Annotated in this window: 21 protein-coding genes; 14 read left to right on the top strand and 7 right to left on the bottom strand. The window is 34.9% G+C overall.

The window, feature by feature from the left end; translation table 11 throughout:
• Positions 1 to 4: 4 nt before the first annotated feature.
• Positions 5 to 2461 (top strand): T9SS type A sorting domain-containing protein, encoded by a 2457-nt coding sequence (locus tag H7F21_RS16335; protein ID WP_185790381.1) that lies wholly within the window; start codon positions 5 to 7, stop codon positions 2459 to 2461.
• Between the two features lie 64 nt (positions 2462 to 2525).
• On the opposite strand, the gene asnB is transcribed toward H7F21_RS16335, so the two are convergent.
• Positions 2526 to 4187 carry an asparagine synthase B gene (gene asnB, locus H7F21_RS16330; RefSeq protein WP_185790380.1) on the bottom strand — a complete coding sequence of 554 codons (1662 nt, stop codon included), beginning with the start codon at positions 4185 to 4187 and terminating at the stop codon, positions 2526 to 2528.
• Positions 4188 to 4424: 237 nt separating this feature from the next.
• On the opposite strand from asnB, the gene H7F21_RS16325 reads away from it, so the two are divergent.
• Positions 4425 to 4967, top strand: a complete 543-nt coding sequence (locus H7F21_RS16325) for a DUF2911 domain-containing protein (protein WP_185790379.1) — start codon at positions 4425 to 4427, stop codon at positions 4965 to 4967.
• Positions 4968 to 5018: 51 nt separating this feature from the next.
• Here H7F21_RS16325 and H7F21_RS16320 read toward each other — a convergent pair whose 3' ends face one another.
• Complete coding sequence (locus tag H7F21_RS16320) at positions 5019 to 5651, bottom strand: 7-carboxy-7-deazaguanine synthase QueE (RefSeq protein ID WP_185790378.1); 633 nt, start codon at positions 5649 to 5651, stop codon at positions 5019 to 5021.
• A gap of 61 nt (positions 5652 to 5712) precedes the next feature.
• Positions 5713 to 6159, bottom strand: coding sequence for a RidA family protein (locus H7F21_RS16315; protein ID WP_185790377.1), 447 nt, complete (start codon positions 6157 to 6159; stop codon positions 5713 to 5715).
• A gap of 57 nt (positions 6160 to 6216) precedes the next feature.
• On the opposite strand from H7F21_RS16315, the gene H7F21_RS16310 reads away from it, so the two are divergent.
• From H7F21_RS16310 to H7F21_RS16270, 9 genes are all read left to right on the top strand, one after another.
• Complete coding sequence (locus tag H7F21_RS16310) at positions 6217 to 7755, top strand: helicase HerA-like domain-containing protein (RefSeq protein WP_185790376.1); 1539 nt, start codon at positions 6217 to 6219, stop codon at positions 7753 to 7755.
• 14 nt (positions 7756 to 7769) lie between these two features.
• Entirely contained in the window at positions 7770 to 8327 is a 558-nt protein-coding gene (locus H7F21_RS16305) for a hypothetical protein (protein WP_185790375.1), read from the top strand.
• Positions 8328 to 8363: 36 nt separating this feature from the next.
• The gene (locus tag H7F21_RS16300) at positions 8364 to 8735 is read left to right on the top strand and encodes a cupin domain-containing protein (protein WP_185790374.1); all 372 of its coding nucleotides are present in this window, start codon (positions 8364 to 8366) and stop codon (positions 8733 to 8735) included.
• 3 nt (positions 8736 to 8738) lie between these two features.
• Positions 8739 to 9566 carry an alpha/beta fold hydrolase gene (locus H7F21_RS16295; RefSeq protein WP_185790373.1) on the top strand — a complete coding sequence of 276 codons (828 nt, stop codon included), beginning with the start codon at positions 8739 to 8741 and terminating at the stop codon, positions 9564 to 9566.
• Between the two features lie 21 nt (positions 9567 to 9587).
• Positions 9588 to 10355 (top strand): 23S rRNA pseudouridine(2604) synthase RluF, encoded by a 768-nt coding sequence (gene rluF, locus H7F21_RS16290; RefSeq protein WP_185790372.1) that lies wholly within the window; start codon positions 9588 to 9590, stop codon positions 10353 to 10355.
• A 75-nt stretch (positions 10356 to 10430) separates the two neighbouring features.
• On the top strand, positions 10431 to 11381 hold the full coding sequence (locus tag H7F21_RS16285; RefSeq protein ID WP_185790371.1) for a YybH family protein: 951 nt from the start codon (positions 10431 to 10433) through the stop codon (positions 11379 to 11381).
• A 72-nt stretch (positions 11382 to 11453) separates the two neighbouring features.
• Positions 11454 to 12545 carry a helix-turn-helix domain-containing protein gene (locus tag H7F21_RS16280; RefSeq protein WP_185790370.1) on the top strand — a complete coding sequence of 364 codons (1092 nt, stop codon included), beginning with the start codon at positions 11454 to 11456 and terminating at the stop codon, positions 12543 to 12545.
• Positions 12546 to 12600: 55 nt separating this feature from the next.
• The gene (locus tag H7F21_RS16275) at positions 12601 to 13467 is read left to right on the top strand and encodes a tetratricopeptide repeat protein (protein WP_185790369.1); all 867 of its coding nucleotides are present in this window, start codon (positions 12601 to 12603) and stop codon (positions 13465 to 13467) included.
• Positions 13468 to 13570: 103 nt separating this feature from the next.
• Positions 13571 to 13993 carry a VOC family protein gene (locus H7F21_RS16270; protein ID WP_185790368.1) on the top strand — a complete coding sequence of 141 codons (423 nt, stop codon included), beginning with the start codon at positions 13571 to 13573 and terminating at the stop codon, positions 13991 to 13993.
• Here H7F21_RS16270 and H7F21_RS16265 read toward each other — a convergent pair.
• The 4 genes from H7F21_RS16265 to H7F21_RS16250 all read right to left on the bottom strand — a co-directional run bounded on the left by H7F21_RS16265 (position 13986) and on the right by H7F21_RS16250 (position 19436).
• Complete coding sequence (locus tag H7F21_RS16265) at positions 13986 to 14705, bottom strand: YwaF family protein (protein WP_185790367.1); 720 nt, start codon at positions 14703 to 14705, stop codon at positions 13986 to 13988. The genes H7F21_RS16270 and H7F21_RS16265 overlap by 8 nt on opposite strands.
• A gap of 8 nt (positions 14706 to 14713) precedes the next feature.
• The gene (locus H7F21_RS16260) at positions 14714 to 15598 is read right to left on the bottom strand and encodes a bifunctional 5,10-methylenetetrahydrofolate dehydrogenase/5,10-methenyltetrahydrofolate cyclohydrolase (protein ID WP_185790366.1); all 885 of its coding nucleotides are present in this window, start codon (positions 15596 to 15598) and stop codon (positions 14714 to 14716) included.
• A gap of 31 nt (positions 15599 to 15629) precedes the next feature.
• Positions 15630 to 16961 carry a signal recognition particle protein gene (gene ffh / locus H7F21_RS16255; RefSeq protein WP_185790365.1) on the bottom strand — a complete coding sequence of 444 codons (1332 nt, stop codon included), beginning with the start codon at positions 16959 to 16961 and terminating at the stop codon, positions 15630 to 15632.
• Between the two features lie 180 nt (positions 16962 to 17141).
• Complete coding sequence (locus tag H7F21_RS16250; protein ID WP_185790364.1) at positions 17142 to 19436, bottom strand: hypothetical protein; 2295 nt, start codon at positions 19434 to 19436, stop codon at positions 17142 to 17144.
• Positions 19437 to 19626: 190 nt separating this feature from the next.
• Here H7F21_RS16250 and H7F21_RS16245 point away from each other — a divergent pair, with 190 nt between their 5' ends.
• Genes H7F21_RS16245 through H7F21_RS16235 form a run of 3 tightly spaced genes read left to right on the top strand, consistent with a single transcriptional unit; the run spans position 19627 to position 23383 of the window.
• Positions 19627 to 20142, top strand: coding sequence for an RNA polymerase sigma factor (locus H7F21_RS16245; protein ID WP_185790363.1), 516 nt, complete (start codon positions 19627 to 19629; stop codon positions 20140 to 20142).
• A 54-nt stretch (positions 20143 to 20196) separates the two neighbouring features.
• The gene (locus H7F21_RS16240; protein ID WP_185790362.1) at positions 20197 to 21093 is read left to right on the top strand and encodes a FecR family protein; all 897 of its coding nucleotides are present in this window, start codon (positions 20197 to 20199) and stop codon (positions 21091 to 21093) included.
• Positions 21086 to 23383, top strand: coding sequence for a TonB-dependent receptor domain-containing protein (locus H7F21_RS16235; protein WP_185790361.1), 2298 nt, complete (start codon positions 21086 to 21088; stop codon positions 23381 to 23383). The genes H7F21_RS16240 and H7F21_RS16235 overlap by 8 nt, the downstream gene beginning before the upstream one ends.
• Positions 23384 to 23397 lie beyond the last annotated feature (14 nt).

The following is a 23397-nucleotide window of genomic DNA, read 5'->3' as shown; positions in this document are numbered from 1 at the left end:
CATTATGAAACATTTATTACTATTATTGGTTTTTCTCCCACTTACATTACAATCACAGACATTTGATGGCGAATCGGGCAACAGCTGGACTACACCAGAAAATTGGAGCGGAGATGAAGTACCATTGCCGGATGGCGATGTTATTATACCTGATGGATTTGATGTTATAGCACCTTCTGCTATAAATATTAACTCACTAATAATAGAAGGAACATCTTCCCTCACCACTAACAATAATTTAGTTTTTGACAGCACGTGCACTATTGAAGAAAACGCAACATTAAATTGGAATGGCGGAGGCCTTTCAGGATTAGGAACCAATCCAAACGCATTAATCAATAATGGGACTATTAATATTTTTGGCTCTATTCAAATAAGTAGTATTAATTTAACTAATAACGGTACAATTGATTTACAAAGTGGAACTCAATTTAGTATTAATGCGAATGCCACAATAACCAATAATACGAATGGAGTTATTCAATTTACTGAACCTGGTACAAATATCATCAATCCAGGTGGCGGACCTTCAAACATTATTAATAATGGAACGATAGTTGTTTCACATCAAGACATATCTGAAGTTAGCACAATAGGGTCACAGTTTGAAAATAACAACCTTATTAGTGTACAAAACGGAACATTTCGACTTTTCAACACTTCAATTAGTCTTAATACTGGAACGATAAACATTGCCTCAGATGGAGAATTACATATCGATAATACCACTAATATAAGTGGCACAATCACAGGAGCACTCGATGGAACTATTAATTGGGACGCTAAAATTAATCTTAATGGTGATGCCACTCTTGACTTTTCTGGCAGCGGCAGCATGAATGCTAATTTAGCCAACCTAGATGGAACGGGGGTATTCACCACAAATTTTGAAGTCAACGTTATCAACAGTATTTTTATGCTTAATGATGCCGAATGGGTGAATGAGAATACTATCAATCTGGAAGCCAACAGTACTATTGTTATGGCAGGTAACAGCCATTTAGAAAACTCAGATATCGCTGTCATAGCTCTTAATGGAGATGGCGCATCATTTTCAGCATCTGGAACCATGTCCGCATTAGATAATTTTGGTCTTATTCGTGCTTGGCTACCCAATCCCTCAGACGAAACCATTATGGGTGCAAACCTTTTCAATCAAAATGGTGAAATTTTAGTATTATCAGGAACGCTTAGATTAGGATTTGGTTCTGCCCAGTTACGATATCAAGATGGCATCTACAATGTTGGTGCAAATGCCACACTTAACTTTAATGGCAACAATACTATAAATGGCACATTAACAGGTGTTATTGATGGCGTCATCAATTGGCAAGGCGATATTTATGTACCAGTGGAGAGCAATCTTCAGATTATTGATAATACACCTGTTGGTGCCTTTAATTTTGATGGTTGTAACATAAGAGGAGGTGGCGTACTATTCAATGACACTACAAACATTAGGATCTCAGGCAATAGTCCATCATCCATACTAGAGCAGTCAACTATTGAGAATTTTTTTAACGTCACTTTTCTTGAAGATGGCAATTTACGCATAGGTACCGATTGTAATCTCATAAACAGAGAGGATGGAGACGTATACTTCTTTGGCAATAATTCTCAAATTTCACGCTTTGGAACTGGTAATAATATTTTTGAAAATTATGGCGAAATGTCCACACTAGAACCTAATATCAATGTTCGTATAGGTGCAATCACCACTAATCATGGCCTTTTACATGTCAATAACAATTCAGAATTTTGGTTTGACCAATCGCTTACTAATGAAGTAGATGGTTTTATCTATGGCAATAGCGGTACCATTAGACTTCCCAATACAGTAGCAAATTTTGTGAATAATGGCAAAGTATCTGCTGGAAATGATGACATTGGACAATTAGACTTTATTAACCAATATTCATCATCAACAACGGCAGTAATTCAGGTTGATATTTCAGGAAATACGCAAGGAATCACTTACGACCATATAGGTATTCAAGGAAATGCTATTTTCAATGGTGATATTGAAGTAATAACCACAGATTATCTACCTCAAGTAGGAGAAGAGTTCATTATTGCGACCACTACTGGCTCTATCTTAACGTGCAATTTACCGCAATCTGTATTAGATCCAGATGGTGGAGGTATATTTTCAGAATATTTAGTTGAATGCAGAAATAACAATGAAGTTGTATTGACGTATAACGGTCTATTAAGTACAAATGAATTTGAAACGGATGAGATTGGTATTTATCCCAATCCGTCAAGTGACTTCATCAATATTGAAAACCCTAAAAATACAGTCAGAAATATTGAGTTGATATCTATATCTGGACAAATAGTTCTAAACCAAAATTTTAAGAGTGATAAACGTATAGCAATTCAACACTTAGAAAAAGGAGTCTACTTCTTAAGATTAAACGGAGACAATTATAATTCTATAAGAAAAATCATCAAAAACTAACCACAATGCAAATAAAAAAGACCAGAAGCTTCTCTGGTCTTTTTATTTCTTTATAATCTAAAGATTAATAGGCATCATCATGCACATTAGCAATCGCTCTGCCAGAGGGCTCGTTCATATTTTTAAAAGCTTCATCCCATTCTAAAGCTGTCGCAGTACTGCATGCTACACTTGCTTCTTGGGGTACGCTTAATGCCGCAGCATCACTAGGAAAATGACTTTCAAAAATGGATCTGTAATAGTACTCTTCTTTGTTTTGAGGTGTCTGAATTGGAAATCTAAATTTAGCATTTGCCAATTGTTCATCGGTAACTTCAGTTTCTACAATGTCTTTTAAGGTATCTATCCAACTATAACCCACGCCATCACTAAATTGTTCTTTTTGTCTCCAGGCCACACTTTCTGGCAACATATCTTCAAAGGCTTTACGTATCACCCATTTTTCCATACGCTCACCGTTGATCATTTTATCCTTTGGGTTAATGCGCATCGCCACATCCATAAACTCTTTATCTAAAAATGGTACTCGCCCTTCAATTCCCCAAGCCATTAAGCTTTTGTTGGCACGCAGACAATCATACATATGTAATTTGTCCAGTTTACGAACAGTTTCTTCGTGAAACTCTTGAGCATTTGGTGCCTTGTGAAAATATAAATAGCCTCCAAAGATTTCGTCTGCCCCTTCACCAGATAATACCATTTTAATACCCATAGATTTAATAACTCTAGCCATCAGATACATTGGTGTCGACGAACGAATCGTAGTGATATCATAGGTTTCAATATTATAAATGACATCTTTAATAGCATCTAAACCTTCTTGAATCGTAAATTTAATTTCATGGTGAATTGTACCAATATGATCAGCGACTTTCTGAGCAGCAGCCAAATCTGGCGAACCCTCTAGACCTACAGAAAAACTATGTAATTGTGGCCACCATGCTTGCTCCTTATCATCAGCTTCTATTCGTCTTTGAGAATACTTCTTTGCAATGGCGGAAGTAACTGAAGAATCCAGTCCGCCAGACAACAACACGCCATAAGGCACATCACTCATTAATTGTCTATGTACTGCGTCTTCTAATGCTTGTTTAACTTCTGCGATGCTTGTTTCGTTGTCTTTAACAGCCTCATAATCTTCCCAATCACGTTTATACCATTTTACTAATTCTCCGTCCTTACTACTCATGTAGTGACCAGGCGGAAACAATTCAATCTTAGTGCAAACACCTTCAAGGGCTTTCAATTCTGAAGCGACATAAAAGGTACCATGTTTATCCCAACCCATATAAAGTGGAATAATTCCCATATGATCTCTAGCTACGAAGTATTCGTCTTTCTCTACATCATAAATGGCAAATCCAAAAATGCCGTTCATATCGTCCACGAAGTCGTGACCTTTTGCGTCATATAGCGCTAAGATAACCTCACAATCACTTTCTGTTTGGAATTTATAATCAGGAAACTGTGCACGTAACTCTCTATGGTTATATATTTCTCCATTCGCTGCCAATATCAGTTTCTTATCTTCACTAAATAAAGGTTGCTTTCCAGAAGCCGGATCTACAATAGCCAAACGCTCATGCGCCATTATCACTTTATCATCACTGTAAATACCACTCCAATCTGGTCCACGATGACGTATGGTTTTAGCCATCTCTAAGACCTGTGGTCTTAATTCTTCTGCTTTCTGTTTTATATCAAACGCACATACTATTCCGCACATAACTTTTATTTTTATATTAATTATAAAGCAAATATGACACTAAACTTCTATATAATAAACATATACACCACTATTAGTTTTAAATTAAAACTTTAATTAAGCTATTTGTAAAATACTTTAATCTTAGACCCGTAAATACTTAGTTTAACTTTTAATCTGTAAATTTTAGTATTTCTTTACGACCGAACACTTGTAACAAAGCTTAATTTTACGATAAACAAAACCACATTATTTATTATGAAAACAACACGACTAATCACAACCTTGGCATTTGCATTCATGATGCTATTTTCATTTAATGCCGAAGCTCAAAAATTTGCAGGACTAGATAAAAGCCCATTAGACTTAGCGTCTTTTCCGAATAGAGGTTCTGACAAATTAATTAAAGTATTTTACAGCAGACCACAGTTAAAAGGAAGAACAGTAGGTAAAGAGATTGCGCCTTATGGAAAACTATGGAGAACTGGCGCTAATGATGCGACGCAAATTCAATTTTTAACAGATATGAAATTTGGAGGTAAAAGCATCACGACTGGTGCTTACTCACTATTTACAATTCCTGGAGAGAAAGAATGGACCGTTATTATAAGTTCTGATGTTGACAATTGGGCAACAAGAGGCTACGATGAATCTAATGAAGTTGCTAGAGTGACTGTACCTGTAACTATGGGAGACGAATCACTTGAGGCATTTTCCATGACTTTTGAGGCTACAGACGATGGTGCACATTTGCACATGGGATGGGATAAAATAAGAATTTCTGTACCGTTTACTAAATAGTAACTAAACTATTTTCTATCAAAACGCCTTGATTTCTCAAGGCGTTTTTTATTAAGGTATATTAAGATACTTATGCGTCTGAAGTGATACTTTCCACTTAGGATTAGTCATGACATAGTCTACAATCTGTGGCATCATTTTATCACGTTTACTCCACTCTGGCTGCAGATATAAAATACAATCATCATTAACTTTGGCGGCTTGCTCTTCGGCGAACTTAAAGTCGTCTTTGTTATAAATGATACATTTAAGCTCATGAGCCTTATCGTAAATTTCTTCTGTTGGTAGTTTTATTTTTTTTGGTGATAAACATATCCAATCCCATTGACCTGTCAATTTATAAGCACCCGAAGTTTCAATATGTGTTTGAACGCCTTTAGCCTTGAGCTGCTCAGTCAAAGGTCCCATATCCCAAGTTAAGGGTTCACCACCTGTTACTACAATGATATCACTATATTTTATAGCATTATCGACAATTTTTGTTGTTTCGGTTGCAGGATGTAATTCTGGCAACCAACTTTCTTTTACGTCACACCAATGGCAACCTACATCGCAACCTCCTATTCTTACAAAATAAGCGGCTGTTCCTTTATGATAGCCCTCACCTTGAATGGTATAAAACTCTTCCATTAAAGGCAGTAAATGACCTTGATCTATTAATTGTTGTCGTTCTCTTCTTGTCATAGCTGGCAAAGATAGGTCTTAAAGTTATAAGTACGAAGTTAGAAGCATGAAGTGTTTCTCCTTATTTTGATGCAATAACATCAATTTCAATACTAGCACCACCTGCTAATCCAGACGCAGCAAAAGTTGTTCTGGCTGGTTTCCGTTTAAAATAGGTCGTATAAACAGTATTAAAAGCTTGAAAATCGTTAATGTCTTTCAAAATCACAGTGCACTTCACTACATTATCCAAGGATAAATTGTGATGCTCTAAAACATCCTTAATATTTTCTATGACCTGCTTAGTTTCAGCTTCAATGCCACCAGACACTAGCTCTCCTTTCTTATGATCCTTTCCTATTTGTCCTGTTAAAAATAAGAGATCTTCTGTTTCAACAGCATCACTAAAAGGCACATTAGCACGACTAGTTTCGTGAGATTTATGAAAAGTAATTTGAGAATCAGTGTCTTTACAAGATTGTAAACTAACTAAAACAATAAGGCTTAAAACTAAAAGTGACTGCTTCATAAGGTTCTATTTTATACTTGGCTAAAATTACATTATTTTTATGCAAATTTTTGACTGATGAGTAAAACTGAAACATTTTTTAAACACATCACTGAAGGCAATACCAGTAAAGGCGATTATATCACTTTAGGTTCTGCCATGCTAGATGGGAAAACCATTAAAAATGCTTATGTAAATGTGCCTTTAAAAACCATGAATAGACATGGTTTAATTGCTGGTGCAACTGGTACCGGAAAAACAAAAACATTACAGGTATTAGCAGAAAATCTATCTGAAAAAGGGGTTCCAGTATTACTGATGGACATCAAAGGAGATTTAAGTGGTCTAGCTCAACCAAGTCCCGGACATCCGAAGATTGACGAACGTCATGAAAAAATAGGCTTATCTTTTGATGCCAAAGCTTTCCCTGTAGAAGTTATGTCACTGTCTGAACAAGACGGTGTGCGTTTGAGAGCTACTATAAGTGAGTTCGGCCCTGTTTTAATTTCTAGAATTTTAGGTGTTACCGAAACACAAGCTGGTATTATTTCAGTAATATTCAAATACTGTGATGATAACAAATTACCATTATTAGACCTTAAAGATTTTAAGAAAATTTTACAATATGCTACAGGTGAGGGTAAGAAAGAATTTGAAGAAGCTTATGGTCGTATTTCATCATCTTCGACTGGAGCTATTCTAAGAAAATTAGTTGAAATTGAGCAACAAGGTGGTGATTTGTTTTTTGGAGAAAAATCGTTTGAGACGGAAGATTTACTGCGCGTAGATGATAATGGTCGTGGATATATCAATATCATTAGATTAACAGATATACAAGACAAACCAAAGTTATTTTCAACATTTATGCTGAGTTTACTGGCTGAAATATATTCTACTTTCCCAGAACAAGGTGATAGTGGACGACCAGAATTGATTATGTTTATTGATGAAGCGCATTTAATATTTAATGAAGCGTCTAAAGCTTTATTAAATCAGATTGAAAGCATTGTAAAATTAATCCGAAGTAAAGGTGTTGGCTTATATTTCGTCACTCAAAACCCAACGGATGTTCCTGAGGCTGTGTTAAGTCAATTGGGTTTGAAAGTTCAGCATGCACTTAGAGCGTTTACTGCAAAAGACCGTAAAGCGATTAAGCTGACTGCACAAAATTATCCTGATACAGAATACTACGATACTGCTGAAGTATTAACGTCATTAGGTATTGGTGAAGCACTTGTTTCGGCACTAAACGAAAAAGGAAAACCAACACCATTGGCTGCAACAATGATGCGTGCACCAATGAGCCGTATGGATGTACTGACTGATGGTGAGCTAAGTAGCTTGTTAGCAGATTCTAAATTAGTACGCAAATACAATGAAGAAGTTGACAGAGAAAGTGCTTATGAAATGCTCAACAAAAAAATAGACCAAGCTGAGGCAGAAGAAGCTAAAGAAAAAGCAAAAAAAGAGAAAGAGGAACTTAAAAAAGCGGAGTCTAAGAGAAAAACATCTTCATCTCGTAGAAGAAGTACACGTCAAAACCCAATTGTTAAAGTATTGTCAAGTCCTACCGTAATTCGTAGTGTTTTAGGAATTTTGACTAAAATGCTAAAATAACCTAAATCTAAATCATGAAGACTACTATATTCGCGCTCATCATTTGTGCTATACTAATAACGAGCTGTGCGAAAGACGCAAAGCCAAATCCTTTTTTAATTGAGAAACATCATATTGGTTTACTCACGGATTCAACACAAGTAAAGGAGCTTGATACTATTTTCATGAATGATTCTGTGGTACGCTTTATTGCTGGAGATGAATTCACAGGAGCCGTGAATACGATTGAAATTTTTGAAAAAGGTGGTAAAAAACTATTGGATTTATCGCCAAAAGAAGCCTTGGATTCTACATCTGTAATCTCTAGTGTACGTGTTATTGACGAGCGTTACAAAACCGAAAAAAACATATCAAAATTAAGTACGTTTAAAGATATCAAGGACGCCTATAAAATTTCTAAAATTGATAATCTGATAAATTCAATTGTTGTTTCGGTGAATGAAATCAATGCATCCTTTACTATTGACAAGAAAGAATTACCGAGTAGTTTACGATTTAATATGGATGCGACCATAGACCCTATTCAAATCCCAGAAAAAGCGAAGATTAAGTATTTTATGATCCACTGGTAACCATAGTTTTTATTAACATATTCAATTAAAGCAGTCTTGGAAGAAAAAAAGAAATACCAAATTCAAACATCACCATTTGTTGTACCTACAGATGATGGTAAAGTCATAAAAGAACATTTTGGTTTAGCAAGTGATGGTAATTCTAAAATTAGTATCGCCCACATGGTGGCACCTCCTGGTTGGAGCGAGCCATTTCAAACTCCAGAATTTGATGAATACACCTTTATCATCAAAGGAAAAAAACAATTCATTATAGATAATGAAACTATCGTACTTGAAGCAGGACAGTCCATTAAAGTAGAAAAAAATACAAGGCTGCAATACTCCAATCCATTTACCGAAGCTTGTGAATATATTGCTATTTGTTTACCTGCTTTTTCAATGGATGCCGTAAATAGAGAACGCTAATATATGAGTAGTTTCGTTGTAAAAACAATAGGAGGTGCTTTAAATGCTACTAGTTTTATTTCCTCTAGGTACGCTTCCAAAAAAGCTTTAAGTCTATTTGCTTCACCAAGAAAAGGACGCTATACAGAAGAACAACGACAAGTTGTAAGCTCTGCTTCGTTTGAAGAACTTTCTCATGAAGGTATTGATATAGCCACATATCGTTGGGGAGGCAAGGGAAAAACTATTCTATTAGCTCATGGCTGGGAGAGCAATACCTCGCGTTGGGCATATATTCTTAACGATTTAAAAGTACAAGATTATAATATTATTGCTTTGGATGCCCCAGCTCACGGACGTTCTGGCGGAAAACAATTTAACGCTGTTTTATACTCAGAATGTATACATGTAGTGGCTCAAAAGTTTCAGCCCGAGGTCATAGTTGGGCACTCTGTTGGTGGTATGGCAAGTGTTTTCTTTATGAATGATACTCATATGGCTTCAGTCCAAAAAATGGTTTTGCTTGGTGCGCCTGCTCACTTTACAGGTGTATTCTCAAGATATAAATCCATGATGGGCTATAATAGCCGTATTTCCAATGGATTGGACAACATTGTTTTGGAATGGTTCGGAAAGCCTGTTGATTACTTTTCTGCAGCTAATTTTACAAAATCCATCAAGGCAGAGGGTTTAATCATTCACGATAAAAAAGATAGGATTATTCCCTTTGAAGATGCACAACTATTTGCCAGTCGTTATAAAAATTCTGAATTGATTAGCACTACTGGTTTTGGTCATGGGCTTAGAGACACGTCTTTGACGCCTAAGATTGTAGAGTTTATCAACAAATAATCTTTATTGTACTTTTACAAGATGTCAGACAATCTTACAAGACTCAACAAATATCTTAGCGAAGCGGGTTACTGCTCCCGTCGTGAAGCCGATCGACTTATCGATGCCGGTCGTGTGACCATTAATGATGTAGTGCCAGAAATGGGTACTAAAGTTGCTTCTGGAGATGTGGTAAAAGTTGATGGTGAAGTCATTGGTGGACGAAAAGAAGACTTTGTCTATTTGGCTTTTAACAAACCTGTTGGTATCGTTTGCACGACAGACACACGTGTGGAAAAAGACAACATTATTGATTACATTAATTATCCTAAACGTATTTTCCCAATAGGTCGGTTAGATAAACCCAGTGAAGGTTTAATTCTTCTAACCGACGATGGTGATATCGTTAACAAGATTCTTCGAGCGAGTAACAATCACGAAAAAGAATATGTGGTTACCGTTGATAAACCCATCTCGCAAACCTTTATTGAACGCATGGCTGGTGGCATTTACATTGAAGAACTGGGAAAACACACCAAAAAATGTGACGTCAAAAAGATTGACAAATATACATTCACTATTATTCTAACCCAAGGCTTAAATCGTCAAATCCGACGCATGTGCGAATATTTGAATTATGAAGTACAAACCCTTAAACGCACCAGAATAATGAACATTAAGCTTGATGTGCCTCTTGGAAAATATCGCAAATTGACCGAAGCGGAGTTCAAAAATATGAGCCAACTTATTAGTAATTCCAAAAAAACCTTTGAACCAAAGCAGCAGCAGCATCGCAAAAACAGACGTTAATTAAATCCTAATTAACAAAGCTCTTGAATGATTGATTTTTAACTTTAGAAGTACTAACTCAATCATCCTATACAAATGAAATCAATTTTACCGCTCTTTTTTCTGTTTTCAATCTTTTGTTTTTCACAAAATGATTATTCCGCATCAGATACTAATCCCTATGGTCTACCAAACCCAGGCGCACCAACACAAATTAAGGATTATCAACCTTTAATAGGAAAGTGTAATTGTAAATCAGTTTCAAGAAATCAAGATCAAACTTGGGCAGATCCTGTAGATATGACTTGGGAATGGAAATACATTATGGATGGAATGGCGGTTCAAGATGAAACTATAAAAGCCGACGGCAAACATTCCGGAAGTATTCGTCAATTTATTGCAGATAGTAGCAGATGGTATGTGCATTATTATTCGTCTGGAGCACCATCTACTAAATTACCAACTTGGGAAGGTACTAAAACCGAAAACGGGAATATTGTATTATATCGCGATCAAAAAGCACCTAACGGAACTGATGGTTATTTTAGATTAACATTTTATGACATCAGTGATTTAGGTTATAAATGGATTGGCGAATGGACAGACAAAACTGAAAAAGTGGTTTTTCCTACCTGGAAAATTGATTGTAAAAGAGAGGTGAGTGCAAATTCAGATTTGGATAGCATTAAAAAAAATACATTGGCTTTTTCTAAAGCCTATATGGATGGAGATATTGATGCCTTAGTAAATATGTACACCGATGACGGAAAGATATTCCCGAATAACAGAAAAATAATAGTTGGAAAAACCGATTTAAAATCATATTGGACTATTCCAGATGGTGTAAAGATTCTTCATCATAAAGTCACCCCAAACGAAGTTCATATTGAAAATGACACTGCTTACGATTATGGCTACTACGAAGGTAAAACCTTAACAAAAGATAAGAAAGAAGTAAGCTGGAAAGGCAAATATATTATTGTTTGGAAAAAAATCGATGGAGATTGGAAAATATATCTCGACATCTGGAACAACGTGGCTGAGTAGCTCAACTAAATTTAGGTAAATATTTATAATTCTAAACCAAAGTAGTCTCCATTTACCTACATTAGTTTAAGCATGCAACAATCAGCATCATTTGATACTTGGACCTCGGGATTTCTATTTGCAGTAGCAATGGGAATTTTTCTGTGTATCATAATGTTTGGTAGCAGGAATAAACGTAATTATCCCATTGCACTGTTGGTTCTGTCGTTTTCTGGCATCTTGTTTTCTTACGTTTTGTATTGGACAAAGTATAATACTACATTACCCTATTTTAGTTCGCTTCCTTATATCGGTTATTTCTCGGTTGGTCCATTACTGTATATGTACCTTTTGGAATTGTACAATTTAAAGATGAAGTATATCTATGCCCATTTCGCACTCTCTTTTTTGTGGATTGGCCTAACACTTTTCTTTTGGTCTCAATTTGTTTTTGACTATAGGTTGGGTACAGGTTCTAAGCTTAACTTTTTATCACATTATGCCATAATAACAGCGCACCTAAGCTTATACTTATTCCTGATGGTGAAACTTATTAGAAAAAGTAACGGCTTAGACTCTGAATTTAAGAAAATACGCTTCAAATGGGTAAGGATTTTAATAGGTCTTTTTGCACTATTTCTGTTGTCCTACATTTCATATTATATTTTGATTAATTTTTCATTCTTTAATAATCAATGGGATTACATGATATCTTTCTCAATGACGTTAGCAATATACACCATAGGTTATTTTGTTTATAAGGAGCCTCAAATTTTTGATGGAGAGTTTATTTCTGAAGTGTTTCTACCCATTGAAAACAAAAAAGACAGTTTTGAAGACAACTTGATTAACGAATTCTATAACAACCTAGTGAATTACATAGAAAGCGAAAAACCTTTTAAAGACAATGAGTTACGCTTGGCAAACCTAGCGGACAAAGTAGGTTACTCTACACATTTATTATCTAAAGTCATTAATAAGAAATCTGGCAAAAATTTCAATAGCTTTATAAACGATTACCGTTTATTAGAGGCAGAGAAGCTATTACAATCAAATAATAATGACCATAGTGTTAAGACCATATATTTCGATGTTGGCTTTAATAATAAAGTTACTTTCTACAAGGCCTTTAAGAACAAACATAATTGTACGCCTACAGAGTATAAAAGAGGTAAACATTTATAATTACAAACTTAGCACTATCTTTTTTTTTGTTGATTTGAATTAAAATTAATTCAACATGAAAAAAACTATAGCACTTTTAATCACCTTATTCTTGACTCAAGGTATTACTTCTCAAAACAATAATCCATATCAACCAGATTTTCGAAACAAGGAGTACAAAAAAGTCATAGAGACTGGAAAAAAACAGTTAAAACTCAACCCAAAAGATTCAATGGCGAATTACTTTATGGCATTTAGTTACGCCAACTTAAAACAACATAAAGAAGCCATCAAAAATTTTGAAATCATAAAGAAACGCGGATTAAAAGGACCTTTCGTTTTACTTTGGTCTGCGAAAAGTTATATGTCCGAAAATCAAGCAGTAAAAGCTCTGGAAGAATTTGAAACCCTAGATAGTATAAAGGCTACATTCACCACACAATTGAAAGATTCTGTTTTTGATCCAATTAAAGATAATGAGCGATTTAAGGCTATTAAACTAAATATGTACAAACGCGCTAATCCATGCAAATTTGATAGTAATTATAGAAAGTTTGATTTTTGGTTGGGAGAATGGGATGTTTATGTACAAGGTCAAAAAATTGCGGAAAGCAGTATCACAAATACCAATGGTGACTGCGGCATTTTAGAGAACTGGAGACCAACAGGTAATAATGGTGGAAACTCCATAAGCTATTATGATTCTACAGATAAAAAGTGGAAACAAAATTGGGTAGCAGGTAGTGGCGTAAGCCATTACGAGGAAACAGAAAACTATACAGGTGGTGATATGCAAATGATAGCTCAAGGTAACGGAAACTGGTTTAGAATGATATGGACTCACAACAAAAATGATGATAGTGTAAGACAAACCTTAGAATCCAGCACTGATGAGGGAAAAACTTGGACAATGTCTTTCGATGGTTTGTACAAGCGAAAATAGGAAGATTGATTGATGGTTAGATCGATTTGTTTAGGCTTGTCAAAATTTCATATTTTGGCAAGCTTTTTTTGTTTTATCTTTAGCTTAATAATACTTATTTGTCATGTCTAAAATTTCACCTTTTCACCTAGCCATTCCAGTACATAATTTAGCTGAATGTCGAAAATTCTACACCAGCGTTTTAAATTTTGAAGAAGGCAGAAGTAGCGACCACTGGGTCGATTATAACTTCTTTGGCCATCAATTAGTCATTCATTACAAAGCTAAAAGTCAAGAAGAAACTCACACCAATGCTGTAGATGGTAAAGATGTCCCTGTTCCACATTTTGGCGTGGTCTTACCTTGGAATACATTCAACGAGTTCGCGGAACTATTAAAGTCGAAAGGTATTAAGTTCATCATCGAGCCTTATATAAGATTTGAAGGTCAAGTTGGTGAACAAGCCACCATGTTTTTTAAAGATCCCTCTGGTAATGCTTTAGAGTTCAAAGCCTTTAAAGATATGAGCCAATTATTTGCTAAGTAGTTTTTCTGTTATTTGATAAATAGAATGGCAAATAAATGATCAAAAATAACGGAAGAACAATCAATTGTCCAACTAGGATATAATAAGGCCATTCACCAAAATAGTCTAAGAGTGAGGCTGATTTTGGTTTTTCATTCAAGTAAAAATAATTGGCGTCTAACAAATAGTTCAATACCATCATTAGTAAGACATAGACCTGCAATGCCAAAAACGACCTAAGTACACTTATAAGTTTGGGTTTCATCTTAAAAACAAAAATGAAGTAGAAAATTATTGTTAATAGCCCAAGGTGTACTATCCAATATCTAAAGTAATCAAAGCTAGGAAAGCCAGTGGTAATGTCTGGTGTTAAGGTTCCTTGAAGTGTTCCTCCAATAACCCAAAATACTAATATCTCAAACATCCAATATTTTCTGTAATATGTAAATACAGGAATTAGTAGTGCCATCAAGCTACAGAGGTACATTGGCAAATCGGTTTTGAAGTTATAACTATCAAAACCAATACGATACAAATGAAAACTTATTACTGTCAATGACACAAACCAAGCTAATACATGAATTGTTTTCTGTCTCTTCTTATCGTTTAGATTCTGTATTGAATGTTTTATCAATAAAATTGTAAAACCTATTGCAAATAATATGGGTAATACATGTTGTAAACTCCCTATCGTAACTGATTTAAAAGCGATAAGAAATTTTAAGAAAACCATAGAAGAAACTACCTGTTATGCTGTCTGTGTTGTTCTCTTGCTAGTAAAGTATTCTTTAACAACATGGCAATGGTCATTGGGCCTACGCCACCAGGAACGGGAGTAATAAAACTCGCTTTTTTGCTCACATTTTCAAAATCGACATCACCAGTAATATAATAACCCTTTTCAGAATCATCTGGTACTCTGGTTATACCAACATCAATAATTACAGCGTCATCTTTTACCATTTCCGCTTTTAAAAAATTTGGTATACCTAATGCCGAAATAACAATATCTGCTTGTGAAGTGATTTGAGTTATATTCTTAGTATGACTATGGGTTAAGGTTACCGTAGAATTTCCAGGAAAACCTTTACGTCCCATTAAAATACTCATTGGTCGGCCAACAATATGTGAACGACCAATTACAACAGTATGCTTTCCTTTAGTTTCAACACCGTAGCGATCTATAAGTTCTAAAATACCAAATGGTGTCGCAGGAATAAAGGTAGACATATCCAATGCCATTTTTCCAAAGTTTGTTGGATGAAAGCCATCTACATCTTTATCTGGATGAACAGCCATTAGCACTTTCTGAGTATTAATCTGAGGTGGTAGTGGTAATTGGATTATAAATCCATCGATATCGTCATTATTATTGAGCTCATGTATTTTATCCAACAACTCAATTTCACTTGTTGTATTAGGTAGACGTACCATTGTAGATTCAAAACCAACACGCTCACAAGCTCTAACTTTACTACCAACATAAGTTAAACTAGCACCGTCATTACCAACGATAACTGCAGCAAGATGTGGTACTTTTTCGCCATCGGCTTTCATTTTGTCAACTTCAGCCTTTATTTCATTTTTAATGTCGTTACTGGTTTTTCTTCCGTCTAGAATTGTCATGTTGGTTGTTTTCTAATAATGAATATAATAATTATCTCGGCATATTTTTCATAGCCTGCATCATACGTTTTCCGCCTCCACCTTGCATCATCTTCATCATTTTGCTCATTTGTGTAAACTGCTTCAATAGTTGATTGACCTCTTGTACTGAAGTACCTGATCCTTTACCAATTCTTTTCTTTCTGCTGGAATTGATGATTGATGGATTTGAACGTTCTGCAGGCGTCATGGAATGGATTATAGCTTCAATACCTTTAAAAGCATCGTCATCTATATCTATATCTTTCATCATTTTACCTGCACCAGGAATCATGCCGATGAGATCTTTCATATTACCCATCTTTTTGATTTGCTGAATCTGCTTTAAGAAATCATCAAATCCAAATTGGTTCTTAGCAATCTTCTTTTGAAGTTTGCGAGCTTCCTCTTCATCAAACTGCTCTTGAGCGCGCTCTACAAGAGACACCACATCTCCCATTCCAAGAATACGGTCTGCCATACGAGATGGATAGAACACATCAATAGCTTCCATTTTCTCACCGGTACCAATGAATTTGATAGGTTTATTTACGACAGACTTAATAGAAATCGCAGCACCACCTCTAGTATCACCATCTAACTTAGTAAGGATAACACCATCAAAATTTAAAATATCATTAAAAGCTTTAGCAGTATTGACAGCATCTTGACCTGTCATTGAATCCACAACAAACAAGGTCTCTTGAGGCTCAATGGCCTTATGAATATTTGAGATTTCGGTCATCATAGCTTCATCAACAGCTAAACGACCAGCTGTATCTATAATAACTACATTGAAGCCATTTGCTTTGGCATGAGCAACACCTGCTTGCGCAATAGCAACCGGATCATTATTGCCTTTATCACTAAAAACCTCAACATTAATTTGGTCACCAACAACGTGTAATTGATCTATGGCAGCAGGACGATACACATCACAAGCCACTAATAAAGGTTTCTTTGTTTTCTTATTTTTAAGATAGTTGGCAAGTTTACCTGAAAATGTTGTTTTACCAGATCCCTGAAGACCAGACATTAAAACGATACTTGGATTGCCAGAAAGATTAATACCTTCTACATCACCTCCCATAAGCTCGGTTAATTCGTCCTTAACGATTTTAACCATTAATTGGCCTGGTTGAAGGGTTGTCAATACATTCTGACCTAGTGCTTTTTCCTTGACCTTATTGGTAAATTCCTTGGCAATTTTAAAATTAACATCGGCATCTAAAAGCGCACGTCTTACTTCCTTTAAAGTTTCGGCAACATTAACTTCCGTAATACTGCCATGGCCCTTTAAAACGTGTAGTGCTTTATCTAACTTATCACTTAAATTATTGAACATTATTCTATCTCTTTTTGAAGTTGCAAATTTAAGAAATTACAAGAGATAAACGAATGGTATATTTATAATTATAGAATGTTATATTTGAGAATATTACAAAGAAAAGAGCTGCCTGGCGGTTGGCAACTCTTTTCATCAACTTAAACTTACTAAAATTACTAACTTCTAGCGGTTCTTATCTTAATCACATGTTCGGTCTAATACAATTTCATTATTACTATTATTAACATCGTGAAGTATCAATTGACCTGTCGTACATTCTACAACTAACCAAGATCCTGTAATAGCTTGGATATTAGGTCCAGCAACATTTGAGAATTCAATTACAACACCCTCAGTTATTTGTGACGTGGTCCATGTAGCATCTATGGTTTCATTATTTGTATAAATAACCACAATATTACTTGTAGATTCAAAATCGAAATTCCATACAGCTAGGTTATCACTACCGTTATAATTTGTGATGTTCCAGATACATTCTACGAGTATGGCATCTACATCTTCTTCTGAGCAGGATTCGTTACAATCTTGTACAATCAAGTCATGTGAAAATATTTCAAAAACACTAGGATCACCAGCAAGTGACACCCTAGAGTATACGGTTTGCGGATTCGAAACATTTGTATAAGTACTTGGTAACGCTAAAATATCGTTCTGAGCGTCTATGAGTGTTTCATGAAATGTATAGGCAGCATCGTCATTTGGACAATTATCAAAAATTAGATTTAGACTAAATTGTGCCAAACCATCAGCAATACCATCGTCTTGATCACAAACTGTTAAACTATAGTTTCCAAAGCATTCAAAATAATTACATTCTTCCGTATTGAGATAAATAGTGAATACTTCAAAATTACCACTTTCCGCTTCTATCCTCAGATATACTTGCCCTGACATAGACCAATAGGATTCTGTCTCTACAATGGCATTGCTACCTGCTTCTGCATCAGCTTCACTAATATGGAAAGATGGAATAAAACTGTATTCACAATCTAATAATCCAATGGTATCAGCACTTAGGTTAAATTCGGCTTCATTATTTGGTCCTAAGCATGACACTAATTCAAAATCATCGAAACAATCAAAGACCTCATCATCAAATAAATCACATTCTTGCTCTAATTCGATATAATTATCACCATTTACGAGGTAAAGTTCATCATCCTCGCACTCTACAACTTGCCACTGCCCTGTTAAATCATTAAACCCTTGCTGCAAAGTGAATAGGACAAAAATATTTCCACCTATCTGTGTTAATTCCCAAACACCTATTTGTGTTTCAGTATTTCCATTATCTGCAGTTAAAACTTGTCCATTTGCCGTAAAGTAAACATAGATAGGCACCACGGAATCAATAAGATTTGTTTCTAGCTCCCAAAAACATTCTTCTTCTAAAGCTTCACTAATATCTACCACCGAGCAATCTAAATCATCCTCACATTCTTGGTCGAATAACAAACCAGTACCATCTACTGTAAGATGAATAAACTCTAAATCGTCATCATCGCATTCTACAACTCTCCAATTTCCAAATTGCTCTTCGTAATACCATAATGAAGCAATATTAAGTTCTAAACCATTATCGGTTTCAGTGAGTTCCCAAGTTGTCTCATATGGATTTTCTAGAACTCCCGTGATATGCAAAGTACCATTTTCATTGAAGTCAAATATAAACGGACCACTTAAATTTTCTAAATCGTTATTAGTATACAAATACACTTCCCAAGAACATTCTTCCAAGATTTCATCTAATTCTTCACCTTCACAATCATCATCGTCATCGTCGCAGTCGTCTTCCGCAGCTTCAATAGCATTTACAAGTTCTGCATTAGAGTTGACTTCTATAGTATCTCCATTGGCATATTCTAAGGTTACAGGATAGTTTAAGCTTACAATCAACGCATTTTCATCATCCTCTAAGTCATCTAAGAAATTATATAAGGCTTCATCACTTTCAACAACTACGGTTTCTACAAGGTCAAACTCAGAGTTAAACACCGAAAAAGAAATTGGATAAACAAAATCCACGCATTCAATACTATCGTCTTCATTATCTTCACAATCATCGATAAGATTTTCGAGTTGATCTTCATTTTCAATAATGATTTCAGTATAGTCGCTGAGAATTATGGTAATAGGAAATATAAAATCAAGGAAATCTGCGTCATCATCTAAATCATCGAACAAATCCTCCAGCAACTCTAAATCATCTTCATCTTCGATTACAATGGTAATATCACTAACGATAATGGTTACTGGCAATTCTACTGACAAACAACTTGAACCGTCCAAAATATTGTCAGAAGCACCAAAATACGATGTTGTTCTACTGATTAAAGATGCCAGCTGAGAGTCTGGCTGAATCGTTTCCTGATCGTCAGGATTATTAATATCTACAGTCTCATCCTGACAAGATGAAAAAGTTAAAAGGGCAAAAAAGGCAAATAGAATAAAATGATTGATTCTGGTTTTCATAACTATGGAGCTTTTATCAATTTATTATAGAACAGTCTATTTATAAATTCTCCTACCCTTGCTTTAAAAAAATTATTTATAATTTGCGAGCCAAATCCACTCGAAAAAAGCTTCTAGGACACCTAAAGTGAAAATCCTTAAAACACCCAAGTAAGCTTTAGTAGATTTAATCTTGATTATCGAGTACATTATGAGCCAACCTATACAAGATAATATTTGCGAAGATCAACTCTTTGGGCGTTTGTACAAAAAGCACGCAAAAAATCTTCATGATTTTCTTTATTATAAATTTGGTGAACACCTTAACCCACAGGACAAAGTACAGGAGGCATTCATAAAACTCTGGCAAAATTGTGGTAAAGTTTCACCTGATAAAGCAAAAAGCTATTTATTCACCACAGCCAATAATCTAATGCTTAATGCTCTTGCACATCAAAAAGTGGTCTTGAAATTCCAAAAACTACCACAAAAACACGTGACGAATGAATCACCAGAATTTATAATGCAAGAAAATGAATACAGGAAAAAAGTACAAACTGCTCTAGCAAATTTAACTGAGGCGCAGCGCAGCGCTTTTTTAATGAATAGAGTTGAAGGAAAGCGTTTTAAAGAAATTGCAGCGCTTTTAGACATTTCAGTGAAAGCCGTTGAAAAAAGGATTTACGGCGCATTGAAAAAGTTGAGACAAGATATTGATGGACTTTAAAACTAATAGGGTAGGAATTTTTACAGTTCACCTGTTATATACCTGAATAAGATTATGAATAGAGAAGAACTCATAAAAAAATGGTTGGATAACAACCTTAGTTCTGAAGAGCAAAAGGCTTTTGAAGAGATTGAGGATTATAATGATATAATCCAAATTGATAGTGCCTTGAAAAGCTTTAAGGCTCCAGAATTCCCAACTGATAAGAATTATGACAGTCTGAAGTCAAGACTCAAATTCAACCAAAATAAATCAAAGCAATGGTATAAATCATTGTTGAAAATAGCTGCTGTTTTAGCAATTTGTTTTAGTGCGTATTATTATACAACGACTTTAGATACCAAGATCAACACTCAAATTGCACAAAATGCTAATGTTAATCTGCCTGATGCTTCAACCGTGCACCTCAACGCCAAAACGACGGTAATTTTTAATAAAAAAAAATGGAATGACACTCGCGAAGTTAAATTAGATGGAGAAGCCTTTTTTAAAGTTGCAAAAGGCCAAAAATTTGATGTAATAACAACTAATGGAACTGTCACTGTTTTAGGAACTCAGTTTAATGTGAAACAACGTAGAGATTACTTTGAAGTTACTTGTTTTGAGGGTTTAGTTGCCGTAAAACATGACGAAGAGAAAGCAGAATTATCACCTGGAAACACATTAAAAATAATAGATGGGAAGCAATTTACTATAGAAAAAGAACTCACTACGCAGCCAAGTTGGTTGCGTGGTGAAAGTAGCTTTACCAGCACCCCGTTAAAGTATGTGATTTCTGAGCTTGAAAATCAGTACGACATGACATTTATTGCTGAAGATATTGACACCTCAAGATTGTTTACCGGAAGTTTTACACATAAAAATTTAGATTTAGCGCTTAAATCTATTACAATACCTTTAAATTTAAACTACATTAAGTCCGGAAATTCTATTGTATTAAAACGTGAATAAACTATTACAAAGTGTAGTTTTATTTTTCTTAATTATTACCTCTTGCGGTCTAGCTCATAGTCAAAATGAGGAACGGAAACCACTTGCCCAAATTCTTTCACAAATTGAAAAACGTTACGATGTTAGTTTTTCTTATGAAGCCAAAACAATAGAGGATATTACTGTTTCTCCGTTAAATTCTAAACTTTCACTGGAACAGGTGCTTCAACAGTTAAGGTTGCTAACTCCTCTAGAATTTAACATTATCAGTGATAGATTTATAGCTGTACTACCTAAGAATAAATCTATACAGCGCTTAGAAGAAGTTGTGGTTACGAACTTCCTTACAAAAGGGATTTCCAAGACCAATAATGGCGCAATAGAAGTTGACACAAAAGCGTTTAATATTTTACCAGGACTTATTGAGCCTGATGTCATGCAAATCATTCAGAACCTTCCTGGTGTTATAAGTGTTGATGAACGCATCTCCAACATCAATGTCAGAGGCGGAACCAATGATCAAAATCTCATTTTATATGAGGGCATTAGGATGTATCAATCCGGTCATTTTTTTGGATTAATTTCTGCATTTAATCCTTATTTATCTGACGAATTACGAGTTAACAAAAATGGAACAAGTGCTCTTTTTGGTAATGGCGTTTCTAGCACTATGATTATTAAAAATTCCGATGAAATTGATAGCAATTTTAATGCAGGAGTTGGAGCCAATCTTTTAAACGTCGATGGTTATGCTAAAGTGGCTCTAAGTAAAAAAACAGCATTACAACTTTCAGCTAGACGGTCTCTTACTGATATTCTGGCATCAACAACTTACGATGCATATTTTGATAGAATTTTCAGGGATTCTGAGCTCAATGCTTCGAACGATTTAAGAACGGTACTTGCATTAGATGAACGATTTTTGTTCTACGATTTTAATGCTAAATTTTTATATGATATCAACAAAACATCTAAGCTCCGAATTAACCTTTTGAACATTTACAATAATTTGGATTACAATCAAGTGTTCGCTAATTCTGATAATGCCGTTCAGGAAACCCGAAGCTCTCTAAACCAAGTGAGCTTTGGCACAAGCGCTACCTACTCAAAAGTATTCAAAGGCGGCATCAATGCATCGGCTCAAGCGTATTATTCGAATTATGATCTAGATGCGCAAAACAATGATATTTCAAATCAACAACGTCTTACTCAAGAAAATAAAGTTGAAGACTATGGGCTTCGCTTAGATATTTCTAAGAATATAGACAATAATACCGTATTAAGAGGTGGTTATCAATTTAATGAGGTTGGAGTCACGAATTTTAGAGATGTTACTAACCCTAATTTTACAAGTTTGATTAAAGAAATTATGAAAACCCATGCTTTTTTTGGTGAAACCGAGCGATATTCAAAATCTCGAAATACTTATATAAGATTAGGTGCACGAATTAATTATTTTGAAAAACTCAAAGAGCTGGTAATTGAGCCTAGATTTGCCTTTAATCAAAAACTATCAGACCATTTTAGATTAGAAGTCTTAGGCGAATTGAAAAGTCAATCCATATCTCAAATTATAGATTTGCAGCAAGATTTTTTTGGTATAGAAAAGCGTCGCTGGGAATTGGCAAATGCTGAGGATTCGCCTTTAATTAGAAGTCAACAAATATCACTTGGTATTAGTTATAATATGAACAATTTACTAATATCTTTAGAGGGCTATTATAAAAACGTTGATGATATTACAGCACGTAGTCAAGGTTTTCAAAACCAATTTCAGTTTGTGAACGATATTGGATCTTATACAGTGACTGGTCTGGATTTTCTTATTAATAAACGACTTCATAACTTCAGTAGTTGGCTGAGTTACACCCTAAGTAATAATGACTATAAATTTGACACCATAAATGAAGGACGTGCCTTTCCCAATACTATCGATCTAACGCATGTAGCTAATGCCTCATTAACTTATAATTCAAATGATTTTAAGCTTGGTTTTGGTATCAATTGGCATTCTGGTCGCGCATACACAACACCATCTCAAATTCAGAATGACAATAATTCTGTAATTGACTACAATAGCCCTAATGATTCTAGATTGCCCAGCTATCTTAGAACAGATATTTCCGCTGTTTATAATTTCAAACTTACTAAGGACATTAAAGCAGAGATTGGTGCATCCATATGGAACATCTTTAATAGAACCAATATCATTAACCGTTATTACACTTTGGATGCTAATGATGATATTATAGAGGTTGACAATAGATCTTTAAAGTTTACCCCAAATTTTAGCTTTAGAGTAAATTTTTAGTTGTTAATTTATAA

Source organism: Winogradskyella flava (assembly GCF_014243395.1).
GTDB lineage: Bacteria > Bacteroidota > Bacteroidia > Flavobacteriales > Flavobacteriaceae > Winogradskyella > Winogradskyella flava.
The sequence above is the reverse complement of the archived record's forward strand: the minus strand, read 5'-3'. Positions and strand labels throughout refer to the sequence as shown.